The 25227-nt window shown below is 63.6% G+C and carries 19 protein-coding genes; 9 read left to right on the top strand and 10 right to left on the bottom strand.

Features of this window, described 5'->3' with window-relative positions:
• Positions 1-4: 4 nt before the first annotated feature.
• The 3 genes from kdpC (at position 5) to ACYCCG_RS20840 (ending at position 4056) form a co-directional block, all read left to right on the top strand.
• On the top strand, positions 5-562 hold the full coding sequence (gene kdpC, locus ACYCCG_RS20850) for a potassium-transporting ATPase subunit KdpC (RefSeq protein WP_339443277.1): 558 nt from the start codon (positions 5-7) through the stop codon (positions 560-562).
• Positions 563-709: 147 nt separating this feature from the next.
• Positions 710-3364, top strand: a complete 2655-nt coding sequence (locus ACYCCG_RS20845) for a sensor histidine kinase (RefSeq protein ID WP_209967181.1) — start codon at positions 710-712, stop codon at positions 3362-3364.
• Complete coding sequence (locus ACYCCG_RS20840) at positions 3361-4056, top strand: response regulator (RefSeq protein WP_176682194.1); 696 nt, start codon at positions 3361-3363, stop codon at positions 4054-4056. Before ACYCCG_RS20845 ends, ACYCCG_RS20840 begins: the two co-directional genes overlap by 4 nt.
• A 63-nt stretch (positions 4057-4119) precedes the next feature.
• Here ACYCCG_RS20840 and ACYCCG_RS20835 read toward each other — a convergent pair whose 3' ends face one another.
• A complete protein-coding gene (locus ACYCCG_RS20835; RefSeq protein ID WP_176682195.1) occupies positions 4120-5025 on the bottom strand; it encodes a LysR family transcriptional regulator in 906 nt (301 codons plus the stop codon).
• A gap of 78 nt (positions 5026-5103) precedes the next feature.
• On the opposite strand from ACYCCG_RS20835, the gene ACYCCG_RS20830 reads away from it, so the two are divergent.
• Positions 5104-6339 carry a flavin monoamine oxidase family protein gene (locus ACYCCG_RS20830; protein WP_209967179.1) on the top strand — a complete coding sequence of 412 codons (1236 nt, stop codon included), beginning with the start codon at positions 5104-5106 and terminating at the stop codon, positions 6337-6339.
• Positions 6340-6342: 3 nt separating this feature from the next.
• Here ACYCCG_RS20830 and ACYCCG_RS20825 read toward each other — a convergent pair whose 3' ends face one another.
• From ACYCCG_RS20825 to gloB, 8 genes are all read right to left on the bottom strand, one after another.
• The gene (locus ACYCCG_RS20825; protein ID WP_459671613.1) at positions 6343-9273 is read right to left on the bottom strand and encodes an aminotransferase; all 2931 of its coding nucleotides are present in this window, start codon (positions 9271-9273) and stop codon (positions 6343-6345) included.
• Between the two features lie 410 nt (positions 9274-9683).
• The gene (locus ACYCCG_RS20820; RefSeq protein WP_459671611.1) at positions 9684-11288 is read right to left on the bottom strand and encodes an ABC transporter ATP-binding protein; all 1605 of its coding nucleotides are present in this window, start codon (positions 11286-11288) and stop codon (positions 9684-9686) included.
• A gap of 1 nt (position 11289) precedes the next feature.
• On the bottom strand, positions 11290-12309 hold the full coding sequence (locus ACYCCG_RS20815) for an ABC transporter permease (RefSeq protein WP_339443273.1): 1020 nt from the start codon (positions 12307-12309) through the stop codon (positions 11290-11292).
• Between the two features lies 1 nt (position 12310).
• The gene (locus ACYCCG_RS20810; RefSeq protein WP_021783280.1) at positions 12311-13384 is read right to left on the bottom strand and encodes a microcin C ABC transporter permease YejB; all 1074 of its coding nucleotides are present in this window, start codon (positions 13382-13384) and stop codon (positions 12311-12313) included.
• Between the two features lies 1 nt (position 13385).
• On the bottom strand, positions 13386-15221 hold the full coding sequence (locus ACYCCG_RS20805; RefSeq protein ID WP_459671608.1) for an extracellular solute-binding protein: 1836 nt from the start codon (positions 15219-15221) through the stop codon (positions 13386-13388).
• Positions 15218-17047, bottom strand: a complete 1830-nt coding sequence (locus ACYCCG_RS20800) for an extracellular solute-binding protein (protein ID WP_209967171.1) — start codon at positions 17045-17047, stop codon at positions 15218-15220. The genes ACYCCG_RS20805 and ACYCCG_RS20800 overlap by 4 nt, the downstream gene beginning before the upstream one ends.
• Positions 17048-17267: 220 nt before the next feature.
• Positions 17268-18698, bottom strand: coding sequence for a lytic transglycosylase domain-containing protein (locus tag ACYCCG_RS20795; protein WP_209967169.1), 1431 nt, complete (start codon positions 18696-18698; stop codon positions 17268-17270).
• A 100-nt stretch (positions 18699-18798) separates the two neighbouring features.
• Positions 18799-19578: a hydroxyacylglutathione hydrolase gene (gene gloB / locus ACYCCG_RS20790; protein ID WP_176682202.1), complete on the bottom strand. Its 780-nt coding sequence runs from the start codon at positions 19576-19578 to the stop codon at positions 18799-18801.
• 85 nt (positions 19579-19663) lie between these two features.
• On the opposite strand from gloB, the gene ACYCCG_RS20785 reads away from it, so the two are divergent.
• The 4 genes from ACYCCG_RS20785 to ACYCCG_RS20770 all read left to right on the top strand — a co-directional run bounded on the left by ACYCCG_RS20785 (position 19664) and on the right by ACYCCG_RS20770 (position 24233).
• Positions 19664-20437, top strand: a complete 774-nt coding sequence (locus tag ACYCCG_RS20785) for a class I SAM-dependent methyltransferase (protein WP_176682203.1) — start codon at positions 19664-19666, stop codon at positions 20435-20437.
• 13 nt (positions 20438-20450) lie between these two features.
• Positions 20451-20897 (top strand): ribonuclease HI, encoded by a 447-nt coding sequence (gene rnhA, locus ACYCCG_RS20780; RefSeq protein WP_176682204.1) that lies wholly within the window; start codon positions 20451-20453, stop codon positions 20895-20897.
• Positions 20898-20947: 50 nt separating this feature from the next.
• Complete coding sequence (dnaQ, locus tag ACYCCG_RS20775; RefSeq protein ID WP_209967167.1) at positions 20948-21706, top strand: DNA polymerase III subunit epsilon; 759 nt, start codon at positions 20948-20950, stop codon at positions 21704-21706.
• A gap of 277 nt (positions 21707-21983) precedes the next feature.
• On the top strand, positions 21984-24233 hold the full coding sequence (locus ACYCCG_RS20770) for an Orn/Lys/Arg family decarboxylase (RefSeq protein WP_209967164.1): 2250 nt from the start codon (positions 21984-21986) through the stop codon (positions 24231-24233).
• Here the strand turns inward: ACYCCG_RS20770 and ACYCCG_RS20765 are convergent.
• Positions 24217-24435, bottom strand: a complete 219-nt coding sequence (locus ACYCCG_RS20765; protein ID WP_010954911.1) for a hypothetical protein — start codon at positions 24433-24435, stop codon at positions 24217-24219. The two genes, ACYCCG_RS20770 and ACYCCG_RS20765, sit on opposite strands and share 17 nt — an antisense overlap.
• Before the next feature lie 156 nt (positions 24436-24591).
• Here ACYCCG_RS20765 and chrR point away from each other — a divergent pair, with 156 nt between their 5' ends.
• Positions 24592-25152 carry a class I chromate reductase ChrR gene (gene chrR / locus ACYCCG_RS20760; protein WP_176682207.1) on the top strand — a complete coding sequence of 187 codons (561 nt, stop codon included), beginning with the start codon at positions 24592-24594 and terminating at the stop codon, positions 25150-25152.
• The last annotated feature ends 75 nt before the right edge of the window (positions 25153-25227 follow it).

Raw genomic sequence — 25227 nt, 5'->3', positions numbered from 1 at the left:
CACCATGACTGCTTATCTACGCCCGGCATTGAGCCTGGCTTTGTTGATGACCCTGGTGACCGGCGCCCTGTATCCGCTGGCGGTGACCGGTATTGCCCAGGTTGCTTTCCCGAACCAGGCCAACGGTAGCCTGGTACGCGATGCGCAAGGGCAGGTGCGGGGTTCGGCATTGATCGCCCAGGACTTCCAGGGCGATGGCTGGTTCCACTCGCGGCCCTCGGCAGGTGCCTACGCGACCGTGGCCAGCGGCGCCAGCAACCTGTCGCCGAGCAACCCGGCGCTGGCTGAGCGGGTAAGGAGCGATGCGGCCGCGTTGTATCAGGCACAGCAGGGGCCAGTGCCGCAGGCGCTGCTGACTACCTCGGGCAGCGGCCTGGACCCGCACTTGCCACCGGAGGCATTGGCCTATCAGATCCCGCGGGTGGCGGCGGCACGGCAGTTGCCGGTCGAGCGCTTGCAAGCCTTGCTGGAACAGGCCACCCTCCACCCATTGATCGGCCCGCCGGTGGTCAACGTGCTGGCGTTGAACCAGACCTTGGAAAAGCTCGCCATTGTCAGGTAATCGAAGCGCTGGCAGGAAGCCTGTAGGAGCGGGTTCACCCGCGAATGCGGTGGTGGTGCCACTGACGCATTCGCGGGTAAACCCGCTCCTACAGTCAAGGGGCTTTCCCTGAACTGGCCGACTGCTGGAAAAAGCAAAGGATGAAGCATGAGTGATTCCGCCCGCGCCGATGCGCTGCTGGCCAACCTTCCGCGAAATGGCCGGGGCCGGTTGAAGGTGTTCCTTGGCGCCGCCCCTGGCGTCGGCAAGACCTTCGCCATGCTCCAGGCCGCACACGCCCAGCAACGCCAGGGCGTGCAGGTGTTGGCCGGGGTGGTCGAAACCCATGGCCGCGCCGAAACCGAAGCGTTGCTCGGAGGGCTGCATCAGCAGCCCTTGTTGCGTAGCCAGTACCGTGGCGTCACCCTCGAGGAAATGGACCTTGACGGCCTGCTGCGTGCCGCGCCGGCCTTGGCCCTGGTGGACGAACTGGCCCACACGAACGCCCCCGGCAGCCGCCACGCCAAACGCTGGCAGGACGTACAGGAACTCTTGGCCGCAGGCATCGACGTGTACACCACGGTCAACGTCCAGCACCTGGAAAGCCTCAACGACAAGGTCCGCGACATTACCGGCGTGCAAGTGCGCGAGACCCTGCCGGACTGGGTGCTGCAGGAAGCGTTCGAGCTGGTGCTGATCGACTTGCCTCCGCGAGAGCTGCTCGAACGCCTGCGCGAAGGCAAGGTGTACGTGCCCGAGCAGGCTCGGGCGGCCATCGATGCGTATTTTTCGCAAACCAACCTCACCGCCCTGCGCGAGCTGGCCATGCAGACCGCCGCTGCTCAGGTCGATGCCGACCTGGCCCACGGCTATCGTCAGCGTGGCCAGGAGGCGCCGGCCTTGCGTGGCCGGTTGCTGGTGGGCATCGAGGGTGACGACCAGGCCGAACGCCTGGTGCGCCATGCCTGTCGCGTGGCCCAGCGCCGCCACCTGCCCTGGAGCTTGGTGCACGTGGACAACGGCCGCCTGCGTGACGAAACCGCACGGCAGCGTTTGCAAGCCGCGCAGCAGTTGGCCGAGCGACTGGGCGGGGAGGTGGTGCAGCTGCGTGCTGGCGAAGTGGCCCGCACGCTGATCCAGCATGCTGCCGAGCGGCGGGCCAGCCTGGTGCTGGTCGGGCAGTCTCGCAATCGCCTGCGTCGGCGTTTGTTCGGCGCTGGTGTGGCGGCGCGGCTACTGCGCGAAAGCCATGGCCTGGAGATCAATGTGCTGGACCGCGAGGTGCAGCCGCCAGCGCCGCGTTCAGCGGTGCGGCGGGTGTGGGTGTGGCGTCATTACCTGCTGGCGCTGCTGGCCACCGTGATGGCTGCGGGGCTGGCCTGGGCGGTGTCCAGTGTGCTCGCGTTGCCCAATATCTCGCTGGTGTTCCTGGCGGCGGTGTTGCTGGTGGCGGTGCGCAGTAGCCTGGGACCTGCGCTGGCTTGCGCCGCACTGTCATTCCTGGTCTATGACTTTCTGTTCATACCGCCCAACTTCTCGTTCACCATCCAGCGCGAAGAAGACGTGCTGACCCTGGTGTTCTTTCTGTTGATGGCTGCGCTCACCGGCAACCTGGCCGCGCGCCAGCGTCGCCAGTTGCAGGCGCTGCGCGAGACCCAGGCGCAGACCAGCCAGTTGCTCGACCTGTCTCGCCGGTTGACGGTCGCCACCGACCGCCAAGCCATATTCAAGGCTGCCGGCCAGCACCTGGACGGCTGGCAGGACACCCAGGTGTGCTTGCTGGAGCGCAACGCCGAAGGCCAGTTGCAAGTGGCCAGTGGGGAAGTCCACACCTTCAGCGACACCGAACGGGCTGCTGCCGATTGGGCCTGGCAGCACGGGCAGGCTGCCGGCCACGGCAGCGATACCCTGCCAAATGGCCGCTGGTGGTGGTGGCCGTTGGCGGTGGACGATCAGCCTCTGGCGCTGCTGGGTGTGCGCCCGCGCACCGGACAGCCGCTCAGCGACCCGCGCCGGCGCCTGCTCACCGCCCTAGGCCAGCCACTGGCCCAGGCCTTGGCCCGCGCACGCCTGGCCGAACAGCTGGAAGCCGCACGCCTGCACGGCGAAACCGAGCAACTGCGCAGCGCCCTGCTGGCTTCCGTATCCCATGACTTGCGCACGCCGTTGACCGCCATGCGTGGCAGCATCGACAGCCTGCTGGCGTTGGGCGACGCGATCTCGGTTGAAGACCGCCGCGAGCTGCTGGAGGGCACCCGCAACGAGGCCGAACGCCTCGATCGCTACATCCAGAACCTGCTGGACATGACCCGCCTGGGCCATGGCGGCCTCAAGCTGGCCCGCGACTGGGTGGCCCCGGCGGACATCGTCGGCAGTGCGCTCAACCGCCTGCGGGTGGTGCTGGCGCCGCTGCGCGTGCACACTGACGTGCCGGCCGAGTTGCCATTGCTGTTCGTGCATGCGGCGTTGATCGAGCAAGCGTTGGTCAACGTGCTGGAAAACGCCGCACGCTTTTCGCCGGCCAATGGTCGGCTTGAGCTGCAGGTGGCCGTGCATGACGACCAGCTGCGCTTGACCGTCAGCGACCAGGGCCCCGGCATTCCTGAAGCCGACCGTGAGAAAATCTTCGACATGTTCTATACCGCCGCCCGTGGCGACCGCGGCGGGCAGGGTACCGGCCTGGGCCTGGCAATTTGCCAGGGCATGATCGGTGCCCATGGCGGGCAGATTCTGGTGGGCGAAGGCATCGATGGCCAAGGCACCAGCATCACTCTATGCTTGCCGCTGCCTCCTCAACCTGAAGCCGAAAGCGAAGCCCCATGAGCCAGTCCGCCACCCTGTTGGTCATCGATGATGAACCGCAGATCCGCAAGTTCCTGCGTATCAGTCTGGCCTCGCAAGGCTACAAGGTGCTGGAGGCTGCCACCGGTGCCGAGGGGTTGGCCCAGGCGGCACTGGGCAAGCCGGACCTGGTGGTGCTCGACCTGGGGCTGCCGGACATGGACGGCCAGCAGGTGCTGCGTGAATTGCGCGAATGGAGTGCAGTGCCGGTGATGGTGTTGTCGGTGCGTGCCAGTGAAGTGCAGAAGGTCGATGCGCTGGATGGTGGCGCCAATGACTATGTGACCAAGCCGTTCGGTATCCAGGAGTTTCTCGCGCGCGTGCGGGCTTTGCTGCGCCAGGTGCCACAAGCCGGCGGCTCGGAAGTGGCGGCCAGCTTTGGGCCGCTGACGGTGGATTTTGCCTACCGCCGGGTGACGCTCGACGGTGTGGAGGTGGCATTGACACGCAAGGAGTATGCGTTGCTGGCGCTGTTGGCCGGGCACCCTGGGCGGGTGATTACCCAGCAGCAGCTGCTCAAGGATATCTGGGGGCCTACCCATGCGGAGGATACCCACTACCTGCGGATCGTGGTCGGGCATCTGCGACAGAAACTGGGCGATGACCCCACGGCGCCGCGGTTCATCATTACCGAGGCGGGGGTTGGGTACAGGTTGGTAGCGCCGACAGCATAACCCGCTCCCTCAGCCCAAAGGGCTGGGCGGGCGCCTGCAGGGCAGGGACTCGCGCAAGGGGTATCAGGCCCTGGGTGGTTCCTTCTCGAACACCTGGCGCATGACTTCCAGGTAGCGGCGCGCGCCCAGGCCCAACGGGCGCGACTTGATCCAGATGATGTCTACCCACAAGCGCAGGCGGCTGGCCATGTTGTCGAAGCGCACCTCGGCCAGTGCACCCGAGGTTATCAGCGGTTCGACCAATGGCTGCGGCAGGTAGGCCCAGCCCAGCCCGGACTGCACCAGGTCCAGCGTGGCCAGGTAGCTGTCGGTCAGCCAGATGCGCCGGGACAGCACCATGCGCGGGTCCGATCCGGTGGCCTTGCCCGAGGCCACGATGATCTGCCGTTGTTCGGCAAAGGCCTCCTCCGGCAGTGGCGTACCGCTGTTCTGCCCGGCCGGATGGCGCGGTGACGCTACGGCCACCAGCAGTTGGCTGCCGGCTTCGAGGAATGACTCGCGCTCGTCGATGCCGGGCCGTTCGAACACCAGTGCCAACTGCACACTGCCGTCATGCAGCAGGCGAATGGCCTCGGTCTGGGTGGCCGAACGTACCTCGACTTCCAGGCTGGGAAATGCCTGGGCGAGGATTTCCAGTGGTTGGCTCCAGCGGCCGGTTTGCAACTCGGGCGCCATGGCGATGGTCAAGCGTTTTTCCAGGCCTTGGTGCAGTTGCAGGGCCTGGGCGTCGAGCAGGTTGAGCTGGCAGATCACCTGCCTGGCCTGGGGTTCAAGGGCCAGGGCCGCGCTGGTGGGCAGGGCCTTGCGCGTGGCCCGGTCGAACAGCGGCAGGTCCAGTTCGGCCTCGAGCTGGGCGATCGCCATGCTCACGGCTGAAGGCACACGGCCCAGCTTGCGGGCGGCGGCGGAGAACGAGCCGGCATCGAGCACCGCGAGGAAAATTGCCAAGGAGTCGCTGCTAAAGGCCATTGTCAGTAAACCTGATGATGATCATCTTTTATTGCTAAAAATTATGAACATTAATGCACCTGCAGGACAGTCCTCTCAATGGAGAAAAGCGTGCACAGACCAACCGCTTGGCATATCACCCACTGGAGTTCCGACCCGTTCAGCCTCGGGGCCTACAGTTCCTTGCTGCCAGGAGGGTTGCCGCAGCATCGAAGCGCCCTTGGCCATGTGCTGCATGGGCGCTTGGTCATTGCTGGAGAAGCCTGTAATGCCAGCGCTCCGGCAATGACTCATGGTGCGTGGAATGATGGGCTGCGCGCCGCCGAGGCAGCCGTGAGTGCCGGGGCGAGCAAGGTGATCGTGATCGGTGCGGGGTGTGCAGGCCTGGCTGCCGCTCAACGCTTGCGGGAAAGGGGTGTCGATTGCACGGTGCTGGAGGCGCGTGGGCGAACGGGTGGGCGCGCCCACACTGTCGAGTTGGGCGGCGTGAAAGCAGATGCAGGTGCGGCATGGCTTCAGCATTTTGCCGAGAACCCATTGGCCGCTGTTGCACTTCAACATGGCTTGGCTTGCGTCGAGACCGATTTCAGTTGTCCGCTTGCAGCAGCACGGGGCGGGGCGTTGCCGGATGTCGACGCCGCCTGGGATGCCTTGACCAGGCGTCTCGATCGGCAACAGCCTTTGTCTGACGCGATCAATGGCTATATGGCCACACTCGACCCCGCGCTCGCGCGTGCCACGCAGTTTGCCATCGACGCCAACCTTGTACTGGAAGCGTGTTTGCCCGTCGAGCAACTGTCGATCTGTGCCTTGGATGAGGAGGGGGTCGGGCATGGTGATCGTATGCTGCCAGGCGGCTACAGCGAGCTTGTTGACTTGCTGTCGAAGAACCTGGATATCCGCCTGGACAGTCCTGTCACCCACATCGACTGGTCGAGCGCGCGCGTCAAGGTGAATGACGAGGTATGCGACTTCTGCATTTGCACAGTCCCGGTGGGAGTGCTGAAAGCGTTGCACTTTGCCCCTGCGTTACCTGAAACACAGCAGGAAGCGCTGGCGCATCTAGGGATGGGCAAGCTGGAAAAAGTGATTCTGCAGTTCGATGAGCGATGGTGGCCGTGCTCACCCTCAGGCTACCTGCGCTGGTACGACGTACCCGCCAGTTGGGGGGAATGGCTGGACCTGACCGATGCTGTCGGCAAGCCCACCATTGCCGGGCTGATTGCCGCCGATGCGATCGAACGGCAGTTCACCGGGCGTACCGATGAGCAGGTGGCCATGGCCGCGTGTGAGGCATTGCAGGCGTGGGCCGCAGCCGTCGGGCCCACGCGTTGACACTTACAGGCCTTCGCCCAGCACTCGGTCAATGCTGTCGACAAAGTAGTCCACGCTCGCACGGCTGGTGCACATCGGTGGCTTGATCTTGAGGATGTTCAGGTAGTCGCCGGTCGGCTGCATGAAGATGCCCAGGTCACGCAGGCGATCGCACAGTACCATGGTTTCTTCGGTGGCCGGCTCCAGGGTGGTGCGGTCGCGCACCAGTTCCAGCCCCAGGTAGAAGCCCGAGCCATGTGCCGCGCCGGCCAGCGGGTGCTTGTCGACCAGCGCCTGCAGGCGTGCCTTGAAGTAGCGCCCGGTGTCGCGGGCGTTGTCCCACAGGCCTTCCTCCTGCATGACATCCAGCACCGCCATGCCGATGCGGCAGCTGACCGGGCTGCCACCGGCCGAGGAGAAGAAGTAGCCCTCGGCCTCCAGCGCCTCGGCGATTTCGCGACGGGTGATGACCACGCCCAGTGGTTGGCCGTTACCCATGCCCTTGGCCATGGTAATGATGTCCGGCACCACACCCTGTTCCTCGAAGCCCCAGAAGTACTCGCCCAGGCGGCCATAACCCACCTGCACTTCGTCGGCGATGCACACCCCGCCGCGGGCGCGGACCTTGGCATAGGCGTCGCGCAGATAGCCTGCAGGCAGTGAGATGCCGCCGGCATTGCCGTATACCGGTTCGCAGATGATGCCCGCCAGCTGACGGCCTCGGGCGTCGAGGTCGGCCAGCTTGGCGTCGACGTCTTGCAGGTAGTCGGCGGCGCTGTCGGCCCCGCGGAAACGACCGCGGAAGGTGTTCGGTGCTTCGACCGGGTGTACCCAGTCCGGGCGGGTTTCCAGAGCTTGCGGGTTGTCGGCGATCGACGTGGAGATGGCATCGGTGGCCACTGACCAGCCGTGGTAGGCCTCCAGTACGCTTAGCAGGTCGCGCCCGCCGCTGTAGGCCCAGGCCAGGCGAATCGCCAGATCGTTGGCCTCGGTGCCGCTGTTGACCATGAACACCCGGTCGAAACCTTCGGGGGCCAAGTCCAGCAGTCGTTCGGAGAATTCGGTGATCGCTGCGTAATGGAAACGCGAGTTGGTGTTCAGCAGCGACCATTGCCGCGCCGACTCGGCGACCATGCGTGGGTGGCCATGGCCCAGCACCGCGACGTTGTTGAGCATGTCCAGGTAGGAACGGCCCTGCATGTCGATCAGGTAGTTGCGCCAGCCGCGTTCAATGTGCGGCGGTTGCGCGTAGTAGTGCTTCTGCGAGCGGGCGAAGCTGGCATCGCGGCGGGCCAGTAGGGCTTGCGGATCGGGTAGCGGCTCGGCATCGCAATCGAAGCCCAATAATGCGGCTGGCGACGGGCACAGGGCCAGCCACGCAGCAGCCTGTGACGGCGTGGCGAAGAAGGGGGGCTGGATGCTGTTGTCCAGGCACAGTTGTACGCTGAGGCTACTGCCGCTGCTGCCCAGGGACTGGCCTTTTTCCACGGCCTGGCCATCTGTCGGCGCATCTTCCAGGCCCTGTAGCCACAAAGCCCAGTGTGCGGTGCGCAGGCAGCCCCGGCCATCGCCGTGACGCTGCCAGGTGCCGGCTGCCGGCGCTTGCACCTGGCTGCCGTTGGGCACATGCAGCTCGATGCCAAGGGCACAGGTGGCGGGCTCTTCGGGGCGGTCGATATGGGTTTGCGACAGGCGATATTGCCCGTGCAGGCTGCAGGCCGGGGCGGCCTGCGAGGTCAGCAGTTGCTGGTCGTAACCGGGTTGTTCCCAGTTGCCGGCCTCGAAGTGTTCGCTGAGTACCCCCAGGTCCACCCGTGTGACAGCCTGCCCGGCCAGCTCGGGGAGCAGGGGGGCGCAGCCGTTCAAGTCCGGCGCAGCGGGTTGCAGGTCCGCAGCCTGCAGAATGGCCGCCTCCATCAGGGCGAAAGGCACGGCGGTGGCCGTGTCGAAAATTTCCCATTCGTGGGCAATGTTGTCGCGGGTGTACTGGTTGCCCGGGTCGACGGTTAGCTGTTGTTCGCTGCTCAGTACCAGCACGGCAGCACGGTTCAGCACCAGCGGCCACAGGGCGCGCAGCTCGGCCTCGGTCAGCGGGTTGAGCGCCTGGTAGGCCTGCACGGCAGGCAGGATGCGCAGCGGGTCGCCCTCGGCGTGGTGCAACAGCGCAGCGCAGGTCACCGACAGGTCGGCGATACGCCAGGTGCGCAGCAGGTCGCCGAAATCGATTACGCCTTGCAGTTGCCATTGACGCTGGGCATCACGGGCCCACACGGTGTTGTCGTCGGTGATGTCCAGATGCACGGCCTGACTGGGCAGTTGATCGACCAGCGGCACCAAGCGCTCGTTGGCCTGTCGCGTGGCGTGTTCGATGCGGGCGCGCTGCCCGTTATCTTTCAGCACTGGCAGCAGGTGATCGATCAGTGCCCCGGCATGCTGCGGGTCCCATTGCAAGGTACGCGCAAGGCCTGGGTGATCGAAATGGGCAAGCGCCTTGTCCAGCTTCGCACAGAGCCCGCCCAGCTCGGCCATCAGGCGCGGCTCCATGTGCTTGAGGCGGGTCAGCGGTTGGCCTTCGATGTAATCGAGCAGGCGCAGGCGCAGTGGTTGCGCGTCGATGTCCAGTTCCAGCAACCCCATGCCGTTGTGGGCTGAGCGCACGGCGGGTACCGGCAAACCTTGATCGCGCAGGAAGGCCAGGGCGGCGTGCTGGGCTTCAAGCTCCAGCTGGGCGTAGCTGCCGTGACAGGCCTTCAGCACATAGCCACCCTGCGGTGTGACCACGCGAAAGTTCAGGTCTTGCTGGCTGCCCAGTACCGAAAGGTTGCCGGCAAGGCCATAGTGGGTCTGCAGCACGGCGTGTGCCTGGGCTTCGCTCAGCGTTGGGCTGGGCAGGCCGGAGCGCTGGATCAGGGTGGCCAGGGCAGGGGAAGCGGGCTGGTGTTGTGGACTGGACATGGGCTCTACCGTGGGTACTGGGAGTTGACGGCGGAGAATTTATGCCCGATTCGGCTGATGATGGAAGACGATTATTGTCAGAAAAATTGATCACTGCCGCTTGATTCTGTTGGCGTGGCAAGCAGATGGGCTAATTTTCTCGGCTGCCTGGCCCGGCCCTTTCGCGGGCACGCCCGCTCCCACAGGTATTTGCAAGTCTTGAAGACTGTGGTGATCCCGTGGGAGCGGGCGTGCCCGCGAAAGGGTCGGCCCTCACAGTACATTAATCAACCTTGATGCGAAGTCCCGAGGTCATCATCAGGATCGAAGCGATGATTTGGGCTGCAGCTCCAACGCCTTATGCACCACGCTCGCGGTGCTCGATCTCAAACACGCCGCAAGAATCAAGACGAACACGCACCCTTTCCCTACTAACCCCCAACCTCTAAAAACGCCGCCTCCAGCAACTGTCGGGTATACGGATGCTGCGGCGCATGGAAGATCGCCTGCGCGTCCCCTTGCTCCACCACATGCCCATGCTTGATCACCATCAACTGGTGACTCAACGCCTTCACCACCGCCAGGTCATGGCTGATGAACAGGTAGGTCAGGTTGTACTTTTGCTGCAGGTTACGCAGCAATTCCACCACCTGGCGCTGTACGGTGCGGTCCAGTGCGGACGTGGGCTCATCCAGCAGAATCAGTGCTGGCTTCAACACCAGCGCCCGGGCAATGGCAATGCGCTGGCGCTGCCCACCAGAGAACTCATGGGGGTAGCGATGCCGCGTGCGCGGGTCCAGGCCTACTTCCTCCAGGGCCGCGATAATCGCCGCTTCCTGTTCCTGCGCGGTGCCAATGCCGTGAATGCGCAACCCTTCACCCACAATGTCCGCCACGCACATGCGCGGGCTCAGGCTGCCAAACGGGTCCTGGAACACCACCTGCATTTCCCGCCGCAGGGGGCGCACGGCTTTCTGGTTAAGCCCTTCGAGGTTCTGCCCATGAAAGCGAATGCCGCCCTGGCTGGAAATCAGCCGCAGGATCGCCAGGCCCAATGTGGACTTGCCCGACCCGGATTCGCCAACAATGCCCAGCGTCTGCCCCTGGGGCAAGCTGAAGTTGATCCCGTCCACCGCCTTCACATGGTCGACCGTGCGCTGCAGAAAGCCCTTCTTGATGGGGAACCAGACCTTCAGGTTATCCACCTCCAGCAACGGCGCGCCCACCGGGTTGTGCGCCGGCAGCCCGCTGGGCTCGGCATTGATGAGCATCTGCGTGTAGTGGTGCTGCGGGGCGCTGAACAGTGTGGCGCATTCAGCCTGCTCCACGATCTGCCCGTGCTGCATCACACACACACGATGGGCGATGCGGCGCACCAGGTTCAGGTCATGGCTGATCAGCAACAGGGCCATGCCCAGACGCGCCTGCAGTTCCTTGAGCAGCTCGAGAATCTTAAGCTGCACGGTCACATCCAGCGCTGTGGTCGGCTCGTCGGCAATCAGCAGTTCGGGCTCATTGGCCAGCGCCATGGCGATCATTACCCGCTGGCGCTGCCCGCCCGACAATTCGTGGGGCAGGGCCTTGAGGCGCTTGTGCGGCTCGGGAATGCCGACCATATCCAGCAGCTCCAGCGTGCGCGCAGTCGCTTCCTTGCCGGTCAGGCCCTTGTGCAGCAGGAGGATTTCGTTGATCTGCTTCTCGATGCAATGCAGCGGGTTGAGCGAGGTCATCGGCTCCTGGAAGATCATCGCAATGCGGTTGCCGCGAATGCGTTGCAGGGTCTTCTCGTTCTGCTGCAGCAAGTCCTTGCCTTCGTAGTGGATGCTGCCGCTGGGGTGGCGGGCCAGGGGATAGGGCAGCAGGCGCAAGATCGAGTGTGCGGTGACCGATTTACCCGAGCCACTTTCGCCCACCAAAGCCAGTGTCTCGCCTTTGCGAATGTCGAAGCTGACGCCGCCAACCACCCGGTTGACCTGGTCCCCGGTCACGAACTCCACGGCCAGGTCCCGCACTTCGATCAGGTTCTGTTCACTCATGTCACTTCCTCGGGTCGAAGGCATCGCGAGCGGACTCACCGATGAACACCAGCAGGCTCAGCATCAGCGCCAGCACGGCAAAGGCGCTGATGCCCAGCCACGGGGCCTGCAGGTTGGACTTGCCCTGCGCCACCAGCTCGCCCAGTGAAGGCGAACCGGCAGGCAGGCCGAAGCCAAGGAAGTCCAGGGCGGTGAGGGTGCCTATGGCGCCGGTGAGAATGAACGGCATGAAGGTCATGGTCGAGATCATGGCGTTAGGCAGGATGTGCCGGTACATGATCGCGCCGTTGCGCATGCCCAGCGCGCGGGCGGCGCGCACGTATTCCAGGTTGCGTCCGCGCAGGAACTCGGCGCGTACCACGTCCACCAGGCTCATCCACGAGAACAGCAACATGATGCCCAGCAACCACCAGAAGTTGGGCTGCACGAAGCTGGCCAGGATGATCAGCAGGTACAGCACAGGCAGGCCGGACCAGACTTCCAGAAAGCGTTGCCCGGTCAGGTCGACCCAGCCACCGTAGAACCCCTGCAGGGCGCCGGCGATGACGCCGATAATGGAGCTGGCTACGGTCAAGGTGAGGGCAAACAGTACCGAAATGCGGAAGCCGTAGATTACCCGTGCCAGCACGTCGCGGCCCTGGTCGTCGGTGCCCAGCCAGTTGTCCGCCGAAGGTGGGGCAGGCGCCGGGACACGCAGGTCATAGTTGATGCTCTGGTAGCTGAACGGGATGGGCGCCCACAGCACGAAGCTGTCTTTCTTCGCCAGCAGTTCGCGGATGTAGGGGCTTTTGTAGTTGGCTTCCAGTGGGAATTCGCCGCCGAAGGTGGTTTCCGGGTAGCGTTTGAACGCCGGGAAGTACCATTCCCCGTCGTAACGTACGGCGATCGGTTTGTCGTTGGCGATCAGCTCGGCGCCCAGGCTCAGCCCGAACAGAATCAGGAACAGCCACAGCGACCACCAGCCACGGCGGTTGGCCTTGAAACGCTCGAAGCGCCGGCGGTTGAGGGGGGACAAGGCCATGTCAGTGCTCCCGGCTGGCAAAGTCGATGCGTGGATCGACCAGGGTGTAGGTCAGGTCGCCGATCAGTTTCACCACCAGCCCTAGCAGGGTGAAGATGAACAGGGTACCGAAGACCACCGGGTAGTCGCGGTTGATGGCCGCTTCGAAACTCATCAGGCCCAGGCCGTCGAGGCTGAAGATCACCTCGATCAGCAAGGAGCCTGTGAAGAAGATGCCGATGAACGCCGAAGGGAAGCCGGCGATCACCAGCAGCATGGCGTTGCGGAACACGTGGCCGTACAGCACCCGTGATCGGCTCAGGCCCTTGGCCTTGGCGGTGACCACGTACTGTTTGTTGATCTCGTCGAGGAAGCTGTTCTTGGTCAGCAGGGTCATGGTGGCGAAGTTGCCGATGACCAGCGCGGTGATCGGCAGTACCAGGTGCCAGAAGTAGTCCAGCACCTTGCCGGTGGTGCTCAGTTCGTCGAAGTTGTTGGAGGTGAGGCCACGCAGCGGGAACCAGTCGAAGTAGCTGCCACCGGCGAACAGCACGATCAGCAGGATGGCGAACAGGAACGCCGGGATGGCGTAGCCGACGATGATTGCCGAGCTTGTCCACACGTCGAAGTGGCTGCCGTGGCGCACGGCCTTGGCGATCCCCAGCGGGATCGACACCAGGTACATGATCAGCGTGCTCCACAGCCCCAGCGAGATCGAAACCGGCATCTTCTCGGCGATCAGGTCGATCACCTTGGCATCGCGGAAGAAGCTGTCGCCGAAGTCCAGTCGGGCGTAGTTCTTGATCATGATCCACAGGCGCTCGGGCGGCGACTTGTCGAAGCCGTACATGCGTTCGATTTCAGCGATCAGCGCCGGGTCCAGGCCCTGGGCGCCGCGGTAGTTGGAGCCGGCAACGGAAACCTCGGCGCCGCCACCTGCAATGCGGCTGGTGGCGCCTTCGAAGCCTTCGAGCTTGGCGATCATCTGCTCGACCGGGCCACCGGGAGCGGCCTGGACGATGATGAAGTTGATGATGAGGATGCCGAACAGGGTCGGAATGATCAGCAGCAGGCGGCGCAGGATGTAGGCCAGCATCTTAGTTGGCCTCGTCCGCAGGCGCTTCGCTGACCGCCGGGGTTACCTCGGGCTTGATCCACCAGGTGTCGATGCCGATGTCGTACTTGGGCGACACGTTCGGGTGGCCGATGTGGTTCCAGTAGGCCACACGCCAGGTCTTGATGTGCCAGTTGGGGATCACGTAGTAGCCCCACAGCAACACGCGGTCGAGCGCGCGGCAGTGGTCGATCAGGTTCTGGCGCGAGTCGGCGTTGATCAGCTGTTCCACCAACTGGTCGATGGCCGGGTCGCGCAGGCCAATGAAGTTGCGGCTGCCGGGGTTGTCGGCGGCGGCACTGGACCAGAACTCGCGCTGTTCGTTGCCCGGCGAGTTGGACTGCGGATAACCGCCGACGATCATGTCGTAGTCCCGAGAACGCAGGCGGGTGATGTATTGCGAAACGTCGACCCGGCGGATGTTCAGCTCGATACCGAGGTCGGCGAGGTTGCGTTTGAACGGCAGCAGGATGCGCTCGAACTCGGTCTGCGCCAGCAGGAATTCGATGCTTACCGGCTTGCCTTGGGCGTCGACCATCTTGTCGTCGACGATTTTCCAGCCCGCGTCCTGCAACAACTTGTAGGCCTGGCGCTGTTGCTCGCGGATCATGCCGCTGCCGTCGCTGACCGGGTTGTGGAAGACCTCGCTGAATACTTGCTCGGGCACTTTGCCGCGCAGTGGTTCGAGGATTTTGAACTCGTTGGGGCTGGGCAGTCCGTGGGCGGCCATTTCCGAGTTGTCGAAGTAGCTGCTGGTGCGGGTATAGGCGCCGTTGAACAGCTGTTTGTTGGTCCACTCGTAGTCCAGCAGCAGGCTCAGTGCCTGGCGCACGCGAACATCCTGGAACACCGGGCGGCGGATGTTAAAGATGAAACCCTGCATGCCGGTGGGGTTGCCGTTGGGCAGTTCCTCCTTGATCAGGCGACCCTCGCGCACGGCGGGCACGTCGTAGGCGGTGGCCCAGTTCTTTGCGCTGACTTCCAGGGCATAGTCGAACGCCCCGGCCTTGAGTGCTTGGAGGGCGACGGTGGTGTCGCGGTAGGAGTCGAAGGTCATGACATCGAAGTTGTAGAAGCCGCGGTTGATCGGCAGGTCCTTGGCCCAGTAGTCCTTGACCCGCTCGTAGCGCACCGAGCGCCCGGCCTTGACCTTGGCGACCTTGTACGGGCCACTGCCCAACGGGATCTCCAGGTTGCCGCGGTTGAATTCGCGATTTTCGTACCAGTGCCTGGGCAGTACCGGCAACTGGCCGAGAATCAGCGGCAGCTCGCGGTTGTTGGTGTGCTTGAACTTGAACAGCACCTTCAGCGGGTCTTCGGCGACCACTTCGGCGACGTCGGCGTAGTACTGGCGGTACAGCGGGGCGCCGTCCTTGATCAGGGCGTTGAAGGTGAACACCACGTCGTCGGCGCGCATCGGATGGCCATCATGGAAGCGCGCTTCGGGGCGCAGGTAGAAACGCACCCAGCTGTTGTCCGGGGCCTTTTCGATCTTGCCGGCAACCAGGCCGTATTCGGTGAACGGTTCATCCTGGCTCTGGCGCATCAGGGTGTCGTAGATAATGCCGATATTCTCGGCCGCCACGCCTTTGTTGATGAACGGATTGAGGCTGTCGAAGCCGCCGAAGCTGGACTGGCGGAAGGTGCCGCCTTTGGGCGCGTCCGGGTTGACGTAGTCGAAGTGCTTGAAGTCGGCGGGGTACTTGGGTGGCTCATCGTAAAGGGTGAGCGCGTGCTGCGGCGCGGCCAGCGCGGGAAGGCTCAGGCAGGCGAGCAACAGGCTGCCTGCCAGCTGGCGCAGACGATGCGTTGGCGTCATTGGGCTTTCTCCGAAGTCTTGATCCACCAACTGTTCAGCCCAAGGGTGTAGGGCGGCGTGGTGACGAAGGCGAACCGGTTGCGGTAGGCCAGGCGATGGTTGTCGAGGTACCAGTTGGGGATCATGTAGTAGTGCCATGAGAGCACGCGGTCCAGGGCGCGGGCGGCGGCGACCTGGTCATCGCGGGTGCGGGCGGCGAGCAGGGTGTCGAGCAGGTGGTCGATCACCGGGTCCTTGACCCCAGCATAGTTCTTGCTGCCCTTTGTCGCGGCCTGGCTGGAATGGAAGTACAGCCACTGTTCGAGGCCGGGGCTCAGGGTCTGGTTCAGGGTCATCAGAATCATGTCGAAATCGAACTGGTCCAGGCGTTGTTTGTACTGGGCGCGGTCCACGGTACGCAAGCGCGCATCGATGCCGATGCTGGACAGGTTTTCGACATAAGGTTGCAGGATGCGTTCAAGGTTGGGGTTTACCAGCAGCAGTTCCATGCGTAATTGCTGGCCCTTGCTGTTGACCAGACGCTGGCCGTGCAGCTTCCAGCCGGCCTCGGCGAGCAGGCCCAGGGCCTGGCGAAGGGTCTGGCGGCTGATGCCCCGGCCATCGGTGTGGCTGACCTTGTACGGCTCGCTGAACAGCTTGGCGGGCAACTGGTCACGGAACGGCGCCAGCAGCAGCCACTCCTTGCCAGTGGGCAGGCCGCTGGCGGCGAACTCGCTGTTGGGGTAGTAGCTGGTCGAGCGGCGGTAGGCGCTGCTGAACAGCGCGCGGTTGGTCCACTCGAAGTCCAGCATCAGCCCCAGTGCCTGGCGTACCCGCGGGTCGCTGAACGCGGCCCGGCGGCTGTTCATGAACAGGCCTTGTGTTTGCGTGGGGATGCTGTGCGGGATTTGTGTCTTGATCACTTCACCCCGGCGCACGGCAGGGAAGTTGTAACCGTTGGCCCAGTTTTTTGCCTGGTGCTCGATATAGATGTCGAACTCGCCGGCCTTGAAGGCTTCGAAGGCCACCGTCGCGTCGCGATAGAACTCGTATTCCACCCGATTGAAATTGTACTTGCCACGGTTGACCGCCAGGTCTTTGCCCCAGTAGTTCTTCACCCGTTCGAACACCAGGCGTCGCCCGGGTTGTACCTGGGTGATGCGGTAGGGGCCGCTGCCCAAAGGGGGCTCGAAGGTGGTGGCCTTGAAGTCGCGCTTCTGCCAGTAGTGTTTGGGCAGCACAGGCATTTCGCCCAGACGCAGGATCAGGAGCGGGTTGCCGGCGCGTTTGAACACGAAGCGGATGCGTAGCGGACCGAGGATGTCTACCCGCTGCACTTCCTGCAGGTTGGTGCGGTAGATCGGGTGGCCATCCTTGAGCAGCGTGCGGTAGGAGAAGGCCACGTCAGCCGAGGTGATCCGCTGGCCGTCATGCCAGCGGGCTTCCGGGCGCAGGTTGAACACCACCCAGCTGCGGTCCTCGCTGTATTCCACCGAGCGGGCGATCAGGCCATAGCTGGAGGTCGGCTCGTCACCAGACGGGTCGTACTGGCCAGTGCCGACCATCAGTGGCTCGTTCAGCTCGCTGATGCCGTACTGCTGGAAATTGGGCGTGGTAATCGGGCTCGACCCCTTGAAAGTGTAGGGGTTGAGCGTGTCGAAGGTGCCAAAAGCCATGGCCCGCAATGTGCCGCCCTTGGGCGCTTGCGGGTTGACCCAGTCGAAGTGGGTGAAAGTGGCTGGGTACTTGAGCGTGCCGAACTGCGCGTATCCGTGGCTTTCGCTCACCATCGCGGCTACGGGAAAGCTCAAGGCCAGGCTGAGTGACAGCAGGAGGGGACGTATCAAGTCGGCATCCGATCCAGAGGCGTTGGGCTTTGATCGAGTACAGTAACAGCTTGGTGGGGTTGGAAAAAGAGAGGGGCTGGGGTTTTCCAGTGGCTGGGTTTTCAGGCCCATTCGCGGGCACGCCCGCTCCCACAGGTACGGCACCGGCTTTGAGGGCTGTGAAAAACCTGTGGGAGCGGGCGTGCCCGCGAATGGGCTGCAAAGCAGCCCCTGTAACGACTCAATGCCCGACGTAGACGGTCAGGGTCTGGCCTGGCTTGAGGGCGTGACCGCTGCGTGGGTTCCAGCGCTTGAGGTGCTTCATTTTCACATTGAAGCGCTTGGCCACCAGGTACAGGGAGTCGCCCTTGCGCACCTTGTATTTGGTGGAGCGCTTTCCGGATGCTGCGACCCGGTTGCCGGCGGCGCTCGGTGCACTGCCACCGCGCAGGGCCAGAACCTGGCCAGCGCGCAGTCTGTTGCTGGACAAGCGGTTCCAGCGCTTGATGTCCTTGATCGACACACGGTTGGCCTTGGCGATGACGCTCAGGTTATCGCCACGCTTGACCCGGTAACTGCGTGCCCCCACCGGTGCCTTGGCTTCGGCCACGGCCCGGGCAAACGCTGCTTTCGGCGGTTGCAGGCTGACCAGTTGCTCCGGCTTGAGGTTGGACAGGCTGGCACTGAGCAGCTGCGCCTTGGCGGTGGGCACCAGCAGCTGTTTCGGGCCATCGACGGTCATGCGCTTCTTGAATGCCGGGTTGAGCTGGATCAGCTCATCCTCGTCGATGTTGGCAAAGGCCGCGACCCGGGTAAGGTCCAGGCGGTCTTTGATCGCCACCGCTTCGAAGTACGGTTCGTTGGCGATCGGGGTGAGATTGATACCATAGGCTTCTGGCGTGGACACCACCTGCGACAGCGCCAGCAACTTGGGCACGTAGTCGCGGGTTTCCTTTGGCAGCGGCAGGTTCCAGTAGTCGGTCGGCAGGCCGAGCTTTTCGTTGCGTTCGATGGCTCGGCTGACAGTGCCTTCACCGGCATTGTAGGCCGCCAGGGCCAACAGCCAGTCGCCGTTGAACATGTCGTGCAGGCGGGTCAGGTAATCCAGTGCGGCGTTGGTCGACGCGGTGACATCGCGGCGGCCGTCATAGAAGTTGGTCTGGCGCAGGTTGAAGTGACGACCGGTAGCTGGCATGAACTGCCACATGCCGGCAGCGCTGGCGCGTGAGTAGGCCATGGGGTTGTAGGCGCTTTCGATGGCGGGCAGCAGGGCCAGCTCCAGCGGCATGTCACGTTCTTCAAGGCGCTCGACGATGTAGTGCAGGTAGAGGCTGCCACGTTCCCCGGCGCTTTCTATGAAGGACGGGTTGCTGGCGAACCACAAACGCTGCTGCTCGATGCGCGGGTTGACGTCGATGGTGTCCTGCAGGGCGAAGCCCTGGCGCATGCGCTCCCAGACATCCTGCGGCGCCTGCTCGGCCGGCTTGACCAGCAGCGGTGAAGGTTTGTGCTTGATCCGCGCCTGGTAGTTGTGCGCGCGAACGCTATCGGATTCGTCGAGCTGACGGGTGCTCTGACAGCCCACCAGCGTGGCTGCCAGGGCCAGCGCGCTGATTTGAGCCAGACGCGTCAGGGCGGCGGAATGAGAGGTTCTGCGGCTACGGGAAGACATCGGCTGACACAGGTATCCGGGCGAAAAATTTCGGCGATTCTAGAAACCGCTCCGGCCCCGGTCAACCTTAGACCCTCACTTGCGATATATCTTGCGGTTATCAGAAGGTGTCCTTCCAAGACCTCAAGGCAGCAAAAACAGCGACATGCGAGGTGTTTGAATGTCCCTTCCACTCGTCTGCTTTTTGTTTAACTAATGTTTCAGAGGTACGCAGAAAGGGGTTGGTCAGGCGCTCCAGGCCGATCGTCGATGGCAAGCTGATGCGATTTTCGGCGCGCAATCGGGTAACGTCCTCGAACCGTTGCTGAACGTGCGGGTTGGTCGGTTCGACAGCCTTGGCGAAGCGCAGGTTGCTGAGGGTGTATTCATGGGCGCAGTACACTTCTGTCTGCGCTGGCAGGGCCGCCAGGCGGGCGAGGGCGGGCTGCATCTGTTCGGGTGTACCCTCGAACATGCGCCCGCAACCGGCGGCGAACAGGGTATCGCCACTGAACAGGATGGGCGTCGCTGGCTGGTCGCTGAAGAAGGCGATATGCCCCAGGGTATGGCCGGGTACCGCGAGTACCTGAAACGTCACACCCAGCACGTCCACCCTGTCGCCTTCGTCCAGGGCCAGTTCGCGTCCGGGAATGCGTTCGTTGGCGGGGCCACAGACCCGTGCGCCGGTCAATTGCCTGAGCCGTTCCACACCGCCGACATGGTCATTGTGGTGGTGGGTGACGAGGATGTCGCTCAGCACCCACTCGGGGTTGGCAGCCAGCCAGCGCTCCACCGGGCCGGCATCGCCCGGGTCGACCACCGCGCAACGGCGTTTGGCAGTATCCTGTAACAACCAGATGTAGTTGTCGGAGAAAGCGGGGAGAGCATCGATCTGTATCATGGTGCGGATCCGATTCACCTAGCGTGGCACATGAGGGCATCTTAGCCGCGATGGCGCGGTGGGAGAACCTTCGAGGGAGAGCGCAATGACCGACCAAGCCTTTGCCCAGGCCGACCCGGACTGGGTCGAGCTGATCAGCCTGGCCCGTGAGTGGTTCAACGGCCCACTTGGGCAACTGATGCTCAAGGAGGAGGACAAACTGCTGGAAGAAGAGCTCGGGCGCTTCTTTGGCGGTTATCTCGTCCATTACGGGCCCTGCGCCGAGCCACCGCCCAGAGCCCCCCAGGTACAGCGTAACGTGCGCCTTGGTGCGCCGTTGCCGGGTGTGGAGATTGTCTGCGAGGAGCAGGCCTGGCCGTTGAGCGAGCACGCTGCCGACGTGGTGGTGCTGCAGCATGGCCTGGACTTCTGCCTGTCGCCCCATGGCCTGCTGCGCGAGGCCGCCAGTGCCGTGCGCCCGGGCGGGCACCTGCTGATCGTGGGGATCAACCCGTGGAGCAGCTGGGGTATGCGCCATTTCTTCAGTCACGGTGCTCTGCGCAAGGCGCGCTGCATCTCGCCGTCACGGGTGGGCGACTGGCTCAACCTGCTGGGCTTCGCGCTGGAGAAACGCCGCTTCGGGTGCTATCGTCCGCCGCTTGCCTCACCGGCCTGGCAGCAACGCCTTGAAGGCTGGGAACGACTGGCCTGCGGCTGGCAGGGCTTTGGTGGCGGGGTGTACCTGCTGGTGGCGCGCAAGATGGTGGTGGGCCTGCGGCCATTGCGCCCGGAGCGCCGTGAACCGATGGGCAAGCTGCTGCCGCTGCCGCTGGCCAAGGTCAACCGAACGGCGGCCAACCCTGATACCGAAAAGCACTGAACATGAGTGGTACATGAGCGAAAGCATCGAAATGTTTACCGATGGCGCCTGCAAGGGCAACCCCGGCCCGGGTGGCTGGGGCGTCCTGATGATCTACAAGGGCGTCGAGAAGGAACTGTGGGGTGGTGAACGCGAAACCACCAACAACCGGATGGAGCTGATGGCTGCTATCCAGGGGCTGATGGCGCTGAAACGCGAATGCGAAGTGGTGCTGACCACCGACTCGCAATACGTGATGAAGGGCATCAACGAATGGATGGTCAACTGGAAGAAGCGCGGCTGGAAGACCGCGGCCAAGGAACCGGTGAAGAATGCCGACCTGTGGCAGCAGCTCGATGAGCAGGTCAACCGCCACAAGGTGACCTGGAAGTGGGTGCGCGGCCATATCGGCCACCCCGGCAACGAACGCGCCGACCAACTGGCCAACCGCGGGGTCGATGAGGTGCGCGCCCAGCGTTGAGCTGGGGTACAATCGCAGTCTTTGTAACTGATGCAAGTTGGAGCGCCTGCGTGGAGCAGCAGCAAGATAAGCGGTTCGTCATTCTCGATACCGAAACCACGGGTATGCCGGTTGGCGAAGGCCACCGGATCATCGAGATCGGCTGTGTCGAGGTCATCGGCCGGCGTCTGACCGGGCGGCACTTCCACGTCTACCTGCAGCCAGACCGCGAGAGTGACGAGGGCGCGATCAACGTTCACGGCATCACTGATGCCTTCCTGGTCGGCAAACCACGCTTTGGCGATGTCGCCGAAGAGTTCTTCGACTTCATCCAGGGTGCCACGCTGGTCATCCATAACGCGGCGTTCGACGTTGGCTTCATCAACAACGAATTCGCCTTGCTGGGCCAGCAGGATCGCGCTGACATTTCGCGGCACTGCACCATTCTGGACACCCTGCTGCTGGCACGTTCGCGCCACCCGGGGCAACGCAACAGCCTGGATGCGCTGTGCAAACGCTACGACATCGACAACTCAGGCCGTGAGTTGCACGGCGCACTGCTCGACTCGGAACTGCTGGCTGACGTTTACCTGGCCATGACCGGTGGCCAGACCAGCCTGTCGCTGGCTGGCCATGGTGCAGATGCAGAGGATGACGGGCAGGGGGCTGGCGGCAGCGAGATCCGCCGGATTGTCGGGCGTACGCCGGGTCGGGTGATCATGGCCAGCGCCGAGGAACTGGAGGCGCATGCCGAGCGTCTGGCGGCCGTTGCCAAGTCGGCGGGTGGGCCTTCGCTGTGGCAGACCCTGACTGAGACACCAGCCGGCTGATCTTTCGCCCTGCAACAGGAGTGGAGATCGTTGTAGGAGCGGGTTTACCCGCGAATACGGTGGTGGCTGCGGCGGTGAGTGGCGGGGGGCAGATTGGCCAGCAGGCCCGGCCCTTTCGCGGGTAAACCCGCTCCTACGACGCCTGTGTCCAATCACCGACCGGTGTCCACCACCAATCAGGTGTAGGGGCCGGTTCACCCGCGAAAGGACCAGTACAGGCAATACAAGGCTCAACTACCCTGAAATGGACGCCATGTCCTTTTGAGGTAGCCGCCTGATGTACAAGGACCTCAAGTTCCCGATCCTCATCGTCCACCGCGCCATCAAGGCCGACAGTGTTGCTGGCGAGCGCGTGCGGGGTATTGCCGAGGAACTGCGCCAGGATGGCTTTGCCATTCTTGCCGCAGCCGACCACGCCGAAGCGCGCCTGGTCGCCGCCACCCACCATGGCCTGGCCTGCATGCTGATTGCCGCCGAAGGCGCTGGCGAGAACACCCACTTGCTGCAGAACATGGCCGAGCTGATCCGCCTGGCCCGTCTGCGTGCACCCAGCCTGCCGATCTTTGCCCTGGGCGAGCAGGTGACCTTGGAAAATGCCCCCGCCGAAGCCATGAGCGAGCTCAACCAGCTGCGTGGCATCCTTTACCTGTTCGAAGACACCGTGCCGTTTCTCGCCCGCCAGGTGGCGCGTGCCGCACACACCTACCTCGATGGCTTGCTGCCGCCGTTCTTCAAGGCGCTGGTGCAGCACACCGCGCAGTCCAACTATTCCTGGCACACCCCGGGCCATGGTGGCGGTGTGGCCTATCATAAAAGCCCGGTAGGCCAAGCCTTTCACCAGTTCTTCGGGGAAAACACCCTGCGCTCGGACTTGTCCGTTTCCGTACCGGAGCTGGGTTCGCTGCTTGACCACACAGGCCCACTGGCCGAAGCCGAGGCCAGGGCGGCGCGCAACTTCGGCGCCGACCACACCTTCTTCGTCATCAATGGCACCTCCACGGCCAACAAGATCGTCTGGCACGCCATGGTCGGCCGTGACGACCTGGTACTGGTGGACCGCAACTGCCACAAGTCGGTGGTGCACGCAATCATCATGACGGGGGCCATCCCGCTGTACCTGTGCCCGGAGCGCAACGAACTGGGCATCATCGGCCCGATCCCGCTCAGCGAGTTCAGCTCCGAGGCGATCGCTGCGAAGATCCAGGCCAACCCCCTTGCCCGTGATCGTGGGCGGCGCATCAAGCTGGCGGTCGTGACCAACTCCACCTACGATGGGCTGTGTTACCACGCCGGGCTGATCAAGCAGACCCTGGGTACCAGTGTCGAGGTGCTGCACTTCGACGAGGCCTGGTTCGCCTATGCGGCGTTCCACGACTTCTTCACCGGGCGCTACGCCATGGGCACCGCCTGCGCGGCAGACAGCCCGCTGGTGTTCAGCACCCATTCCACCCACAAACTGCTGGCGGCGTTCAGCCAGGCCTCGATGATTCATGTGCAGGACGGTGCCAGGCGGCAACTGGACAGGGACCGCTTCAACGAAGCGTTCATGATGCACATCTCTACCTCGCCGCAATACAGCATTCTCGCCTCGCTGGATGTGGCGTCGACCATGATGGAAGGGCCGGCCGGGCGCTCGCTGCTGCAGGAGATGTTCGACGAAGCGTTGAGCTTTCGTCGTGCCCTTGCCAACCTGCGGGAGCACATTGCCGCAGAGGACTGGTGGTTCAGCATCTGGCAGCCGCCAAGTGCCGAGGGCATCCCCCGTCTGGTCGCGCAGGACTGGTTGCTGCAGCCAGGGGCGCAATGGCATGGGTTTGCTGAAGTGGTGGCCGATTATGTGCTGCTCGACCCGCTGAAAGTGACCTTGGTAATGCCGGGCCTGAGCGCAGAGGGTGTGCTGGGCGCGCGCGGCATCCCGGCGGCGGTAGTCAGCAAGTTTCTCTGGGAGCGCGGGCTGGTGGTGGAAAAAACGGGCCTGTACAGCTTCCTGGTACTGTTTTCCATGGGCATCACCAAGGGCAAGTGGAGCACCCTGCTCACCGAGCTGCTGGAATTCAAGCGCCACTATGACGGCAACACCCCGCTCAGCAGTTGTCTGCCGAGCGTGGGGGCTGCCGACGCCTTGCGCTACCAGGGCATGGGCCTGCGCGACCTGTGCGACCAGTTACATGATTGCTACCGCGCCAATGCCACGGCCAAGCAGCTGAAGCGGCTGTTCACCCGTTTGCCGGAGGTGGCCGTAAGCCCGGCCCAGGCCTATGACAAGATGGTGCGTGGGGAGGTAGAGGCGGTGCCGATCGAGGCACTGCTGGGGCGTGTGGCAGCGGTGATGCTGGTGCCGTACCCGCCTGGGATCCCGTTGATCATGCCGGGTGAGCGGTTCACCGAGGCGACCCGCTCGATCCTGGACTACCTGGCATTTGCCCGGGCATTCAACCAGGGCTTTCCCGGGTTCGTCGCCGATGTGCACGGCCTGCAGAACGAAGGGGGCCGCTACACCGTGGATTGCATCACGGAATGCGTGTGATCTCGACACCGGAGCGTGCCAGCTCGAAACGGTTTTCACCCAGGTGGTTGACCTTGTCGCCGATGGCCAGGCGGTAGGTGGTGATGGGGGCGCCCAGCGTGCTGCCATCGAGTTGCAGGGTGGACTCCTGGAACTCGTGCACGGGGTAGATGCGGCCTTCGGCGTCACGGGCGTGGAATTGGCCGACCATTACTGCTGCCATTTGGGTGGAAACCTCTGAATTACGTAGGAAATGTATGAAGGCATAGACCGTGAAACAGACTCGGAAGTTTTCGCCTTGCGGAAAAAAAACCAAAGCAACGAGGAGCGGTCATCTATAACTACAACGTCTCTTTACCCCGCAAAGGTTGGAATTGCCATGAGCCAGGTGTATTCGGTAGCAGTCGTCGTCGGTAGCTTGCGCAAGGAGTCCTACAACCGCAAGGTCGCCCGCGCACTTTCGGAGCTGGCGCCGTCCAGCCTTGCCCTGAGGATCGTCGAGATTGGCGACCTGCCGCTGTACAACGAAGATATCGAAGCCGAGGCACCGCCGGAAACCTGGAAGCGTTTTCGCGATGAGATCCGCCGCAGTGATGCGGTGCTGTTCGTCACCCCGGAATACAACCGCTCGGTGCCGGGCTGCCTGAAAAATGCCATCGATGTGGGCTCGCGGCCTTACGGGCAAAGTGCCTGGAGCGGCAAGCCGACGGCGGTGGTGAGTGTGTCGCCGGGGGCTATTGGGGGCTTTGGCGCCAACCATGCGGTGCGCCAGTCGCTGGTGTTTCTCGACATGCCCTGCATGCAGATGCCCGAGGCTTACCTTGGCGGGGCGGCGAGCCTGTTCGAGGATTCCGGCAAGCTCAACGACAAGACGCGACCGTTCTTGCAGGCGTTCGTCGACAGGTTTGCTTCCTGGGTGAAATTGAACAGGGCGGTCTGAACCCCGAATCATGCTGTGCAGTAACCCCCCCCGTAGGAGCGGGTTTACCCGCGAATGCGTCGGTAAATTCAACGA

The sequence above is a fragment of the Pseudomonas sp. VEM90 genome (assembly GCF_054611535.1).
The sequence above is the reverse complement of the archived record's forward strand: the minus strand, read 5'-3'. Positions and strand labels throughout refer to the sequence as shown.

Excerpts from the sequence above, each read along its gene's own strand:
- chrR (WP_176682207.1), top strand. The coding sequence starts at position 24,592 with ATGAGCCAGGTGTATTCGGTAGCAGTCGTCGTCGGTAGCTTGCGCAAG.
- kdpC (WP_339443277.1), top strand. The coding sequence starts at position 5 with ATGACTGCTTATCTACGCCCGGCATTGAGCCTGGCTTTGTTGATGACC.
- ACYCCG_RS20825 (WP_459671613.1), bottom strand. The coding sequence starts at position 9,273 with ATGTCCAGTCCACAACACCAGCCCGCTTCCCCTGCCCTGGCCACCCTG.
- ACYCCG_RS20830 (WP_209967179.1), top strand. The coding sequence starts at position 5,104 with ATGGAGAAAAGCGTGCACAGACCAACCGCTTGGCATATCACCCACTGG.
- ACYCCG_RS20765 (WP_010954911.1), bottom strand. The coding sequence starts at position 24,435 with ATGGCAGCAGTAATGGTCGGCCAATTCCACGCCCGTGACGCCGAAGGC.
- ACYCCG_RS20840 (WP_176682194.1), top strand. The coding sequence starts at position 3,361 with ATGAGCCAGTCCGCCACCCTGTTGGTCATCGATGATGAACCGCAGATC.
- ACYCCG_RS20785 (WP_176682203.1), top strand. The coding sequence starts at position 19,664 with ATGACCGACCAAGCCTTTGCCCAGGCCGACCCGGACTGGGTCGAGCTG.
- ACYCCG_RS20795 (WP_209967169.1), bottom strand. The coding sequence starts at position 18,698 with ATGTCTTCCCGTAGCCGCAGAACCTCTCATTCCGCCGCCCTGACGCGT.
- ACYCCG_RS20820 (WP_459671611.1), bottom strand. The coding sequence starts at position 11,288 with ATGAGTGAACAGAACCTGATCGAAGTGCGGGACCTGGCCGTGGAGTTC.
- ACYCCG_RS20835 (WP_176682195.1), bottom strand. The coding sequence starts at position 5,025 with ATGGCCTTTAGCAGCGACTCCTTGGCAATTTTCCTCGCGGTGCTCGAT.
- ACYCCG_RS20845 (WP_209967181.1), top strand. The coding sequence starts at position 710 with ATGAGTGATTCCGCCCGCGCCGATGCGCTGCTGGCCAACCTTCCGCGA.
- rnhA (WP_176682204.1), top strand. The coding sequence starts at position 20,451 with ATGAGCGAAAGCATCGAAATGTTTACCGATGGCGCCTGCAAGGGCAAC.
- ACYCCG_RS20770 (WP_209967164.1), top strand. The coding sequence starts at position 21,984 with ATGTACAAGGACCTCAAGTTCCCGATCCTCATCGTCCACCGCGCCATC.
- ACYCCG_RS20805 (WP_459671608.1), bottom strand. The coding sequence starts at position 15,221 with ATGACGCCAACGCATCGTCTGCGCCAGCTGGCAGGCAGCCTGTTGCTC.
- ACYCCG_RS20815 (WP_339443273.1), bottom strand. The coding sequence starts at position 12,309 with ATGGCCTTGTCCCCCCTCAACCGCCGGCGCTTCGAGCGTTTCAAGGCC.
- ACYCCG_RS20810 (WP_021783280.1), bottom strand. The coding sequence starts at position 13,384 with ATGCTGGCCTACATCCTGCGCCGCCTGCTGCTGATCATTCCGACCCTG.
- gloB (WP_176682202.1), bottom strand. The coding sequence starts at position 19,578 with ATGATACAGATCGATGCTCTCCCCGCTTTCTCCGACAACTACATCTGG.